Raw genomic sequence first — 3758 nt, 5'->3', positions numbered from 1 at the left:
ATACTATAATGAGTATGGAATTAAGTTATGAGGTCGATTTCAGGGAGCGTGTGAAGAATCAAATGAGAATTCTTTGAGGTTCTCCAAGCCAAATGGGCAATATGATACGATCAGCATTTACAATCGCCCGATTCTGGGGGTTGTCCGTTGACTGATGAAATAGCCCATGAAATGTCATACAGGTGTTTTGGCGCATGATTTCCGGATGCAAAAGATATGGTGTATGATTTGAGAAAAGCCATTGCTATTAGCCCGTTAAAAGACGAAGATGAGAACGACAGCATCACCGGGAGCACCGAATCATAGATTTTCTACCAATTTTTATCGGATCAGGTGTATTCATGTAAATTTTCAAAAAAAATGACATAGAAGAAGCCCTGCAAATTTCGAAATAGAATAGACAAGTGAAAAAGCAACCACTAAAATAAAGTAAAAAAACAAAGGCAGCCAGAAACAACATCATGCCGATATTCGAAAACTACCAGGGGATATTATCTGAATATGAAGTGACGGAGCGCAGTCGGCCGCGGGTCTGTCCGATGTGCAAAACAGCTCGTAAGCTTCACCGTCATGGCACGAGAGGCCGCTATGCTGGTTATTGCCAGATCAAGGTTGGCCGATTTTATTGTCCTGCCTGCAACAGGACGGTGACCGTGCTGCCGCGGCAACTGCTCAGCCGGTTTCTTAATCCAATGCGAGACCTGCTGCTCATGCTTAAATCCCGTTTGACAGCGGCGACAGAAACCTGCAGTCGCCAGTTGTCGCGCCATTATCTGGATCGTTACCGCGAACACGAATCGCCGCTCATCTTGCTTTTGCGGGAAAGTGGCCTTTTAGCTTGGATTCCGCCGGATCCAAAAGAAAGAGCCGCAATGGTAATCACTGCAGCCCTCCAAGCAATTGCGGTCGAAGCAGAAGTCGTGCAAGATACCTACTTCGCCCAATTCAAACGCCATTTGCTGGCAAAAAGAGTTTACCACGTCAAATTGAAAAAATGAAGTCTGGATATCCCACCCTAGCTTTGCGTTTTCTGCCAGCCACAAAGCCTGTAGAATCGAAATCGGGCCGCCCGATTCGAAAAAGCAAGGAGATTTGAGGAAATGACAGAAAAAGAGAAAGAACAGGTCGCACTGTTCCGGTATGGGCTTATTTCGCCTGTGCTCAATGGCCAGGCAAGCCATATCCGCAACTATTTTGCCACCCAGTGCGATCGGATTCACGAAGTTCCGGTCTATGGATACAAGCAATTTTCGGAAAAGACTTTGTGGCGCTGGCTGCATGATTATCGGGTTTCCGGCTTTGAAGGTTTGAAGCCGGGCGTCCGTGACGATCTGGGCAAAAGCCGTAAGGTCAGCGCAGAAAAGGAAGCTCGGCTGGTGGCGATGCGTGAGATGCGGCGGGAGCTGCCGCTGACCGTCTTTTATGACGAACTGGTCAAGGAAGGCGAAATTGTGGCTGGAGAAGCATCGTTCGCAACGATTTACCGGCTGCTGCGCAAATACGATCTGGTGCGTCAGGGTGTACGCAAGCAAGGGGACCGCAAGCGGTTTGTCCACGAGAATGTCAACGAACTCTGGCAGGGCGATGCCATGGAAGGTCCCTTCGTACCCTTTGAAGGCCGTAAAGTCAAAACCATCCTGCTGGCTTTCATTGACGACTGTTCCCGACTGGTTCCCTATGCCATGTTTGCCCCGGACGGGCGGTTGTCCTGCATGCTCGAAGTCCTGCAGCAGGCCCTGATCCGACGTGGGATTCCCCGGCTGCTTTATCTGGACAATGGCAAGATCTACCGGTCCCAGACCCTGCAAATCGCCTGCGCCAGCCTGGGGATCACGGTGATTCACACGCAGGCTTATGACCCCCAAAGTAAAGGTAAAATTGAACGGTTCTTTAAAACCGTCCAAACCCGATTTACTCCGCTCTTGCGGGAAAAACCGGCCAGCAGCCTGGACGAGCTCAACAGTCGTTTTTGGACCTGGCTGGAAGAAGACTACCATCGCCGACCACACAGTGGCCTGGAAAACAAAATGACACCCCTGGACCGCTTTTTGTCTCAGGTCAGCCTCTTAAGACTGGTCCATGATCCGGAAAACTTAAGCAAAGTCTTCCTGAATCGCATCCAGCGCAAAGTCCGTCACGATGCAACCGTTTCTGTCCGCAATATTCTGTTCGAGGTACCGCCGCGTTATATTGGCCAGACCGTTGAGATCCGCTACAACGACCATGATTTTCTCATCTACGAAAACGGTCATGAGCAGGACCGGATCACGGCAGTCAATTACCATGACAATGCCCATATGAAAAGGCAAAGCCGCATCTCATTTACAGAACTGGCAGGTGAACGGTGATGTATAAGGCCTTCTATTCACTGGCAACAACCCCCTTTACCAAAGAAATCTCGACCAAAGATACGTACCCCTCAACCTGTGCTGCCGAGGCCGCTGCCAGACTGGCTTATCTGCAGCGGACCCGGGGAATTGGTCTTCTGACCGGCGAACCCGGTGCGGGTAAGACGCTAGCGATCCGTACCTTCTGCGAGACATTGAATCCGGGCTTGTACAAGCCGATGTATCTGCCGCTGTCAACACTGACTGTGACCGATTTTTATGCAGCCATCTGTTATGCGCTGGGCGAAACGCCGAGATTTCGCAAGATTGATAATTTTATGCTGATTCAGCAAACGATCCTTTCCTTGTACAAAAACCGCGGGATTACCCCAGTGATTGTCATGGATGAAATGCAATTGGCGCGCGATGCGTTCTACCAGGATCTGAGCATCTTATTTAATTTCGGCATGGACTCGGAAACACCATTTATCCTGTTGCTGGTTGGTCTGCCGGTGCTCGGTTCCCGCTTGAATGCTGCCCAACACCGGGCTTTCAACCAACGCATCCTCATGCGCTACCGCTTTGACCCGTTGACCGAATCGGAATTGGCGGAGTACATTGCGCACCAGATGCTCGTTGCCGGGGCCAACCACACGGTCTTTTCAGAACCCGCGGTCCAGGCAATCCATGCCTTGACCCGCGGCTGGCCCAGGTCGGCCAATTCGCTGTGCAGCAGCGCGTTATTGGCTGGTTACAGTCTCAAAAAGAATGTAATTGATGAGGAAGTTATTCGCATGGCTGCTGAAGATGCCGGAATTTGAAAATATGTGATATCTCCAGCTCAAAAGCGGGATCGGACATTATCTGCCGATTCCCGCTTTTCAATTTGCTTGATATCTTTGACATCGAATTTGATATTTTGAATCTGAGGACTGTTTCCCCGCTGACCTTTTTCGTGATAAATGGGATCCCATGATTTTTGAAATGCTACAGAAATTGGCTTCGCGCACATCACTGGCCGCAAATGAGCTGCCGGTCAAATCTGCGTTGCTAAAATCAGAGCCACGAAGTGCGCTTGCTGAAAATTTTCCATTATGAGCGGTAACGCCTGCAAAGTCGCTCTTGGGCAGGTTGCTTGCACTGAAGTTTGTCAGTACCTGCCGTTCCAGTGAGCGGGAGAGATTGGCAACTTCCTGAACGGTCTGTTCAATATCACCGATACTATCCAATGTCATCTCAAAGGCTGTTTCATCGTCCTTGCCTTCGGCTTTAAGTTCGCGGAACCGCTCCTGTAAATCGGAGAGCAGATCAGCTTTTAGTTCGGCGACACTTTTTATTCCATCGTATGGCGCAAAAACGCCATTTAAATAGTTTGTCAATTTTTCATTCATAATAGTCAACTCCTTACAATAAGCTATCAAGCACGCGTTT

General features: G+C 49.5%; 4 protein-coding genes. 3 read left to right on the top strand and 1 reads right to left on the bottom strand.

What is annotated here, in order from left to right; translation table 11 throughout:
- Nucleotides 1-461 precede the first annotated feature (461 nt).
- The 3 genes from PHQ97_16000 to PHQ97_15990 all read left to right on the top strand — a co-directional run bounded on the left by PHQ97_16000 (nucleotide 462) and on the right by PHQ97_15990 (nucleotide 3148).
- Nucleotides 462-998 carry a hypothetical protein gene (locus tag PHQ97_16000; GenBank protein MDD4394236.1) on the top strand — a complete coding sequence of 179 codons (537 nt, stop codon included), beginning with the start codon at nucleotides 462-464 and terminating at the stop codon, nucleotides 996-998.
- A gap of 102 nt (nucleotides 999-1100) precedes the next feature.
- On the top strand, nucleotides 1101-2348 hold the full coding sequence (locus PHQ97_15995; GenBank protein MDD4394235.1) for a DDE-type integrase/transposase/recombinase: 1248 nt from the start codon (nucleotides 1101-1103) through the stop codon (nucleotides 2346-2348).
- Nucleotides 2348-3148 carry an AAA family ATPase gene (locus tag PHQ97_15990; GenBank protein MDD4394234.1) on the top strand — a complete coding sequence of 267 codons (801 nt, stop codon included), beginning with the start codon at nucleotides 2348-2350 and terminating at the stop codon, nucleotides 3146-3148. Before PHQ97_15995 ends, PHQ97_15990 begins: the two co-directional genes overlap by 1 nt.
- A 60-nt stretch (nucleotides 3149-3208) precedes the next feature.
- Here the strand turns inward: PHQ97_15990 and PHQ97_15985 are convergent, their stop codons facing one another.
- The gene (locus PHQ97_15985) at nucleotides 3209-3718 is read right to left on the bottom strand and encodes a pentapeptide repeat-containing protein (protein MDD4394233.1); all 510 of its coding nucleotides are present in this window, start codon (nucleotides 3716-3718) and stop codon (nucleotides 3209-3211) included.
- Between the last annotated feature and the right edge of the window lie 40 nt (nucleotides 3719-3758).

The organism is Desulfobacterales bacterium (assembly GCA_028704555.1).
In the GTDB taxonomy this organism is placed as follows: Bacteria; Desulfobacterota; Desulfobacteria; order Desulfobacterales; family JAQWFD01; genus JAQWFD01.
Note: the sequence above shows the minus strand (reverse complement) of the source record. Positions and strands in the feature narration are given on the sequence as shown.

Bases quoted from the DNA above. Each gene is read 5' to 3' on its own strand.
- PHQ97_16000 (MDD4394236.1), top strand. From the start codon at position 462: ATGCCGATATTCGAAAACTACCAGGGGATATTATCTGAATATGAAGTG.
- PHQ97_15995 (MDD4394235.1), top strand. From the start codon at position 1,101: ATGACAGAAAAAGAGAAAGAACAGGTCGCACTGTTCCGGTATGGGCTT.
- PHQ97_15990 (MDD4394234.1), top strand. From the start codon at position 2,348: ATGTATAAGGCCTTCTATTCACTGGCAACAACCCCCTTTACCAAAGAA.
- PHQ97_15985 (MDD4394233.1), bottom strand. From the start codon at position 3,718: ATGAATGAAAAATTGACAAACTATTTAAATGGCGTTTTTGCGCCATAC.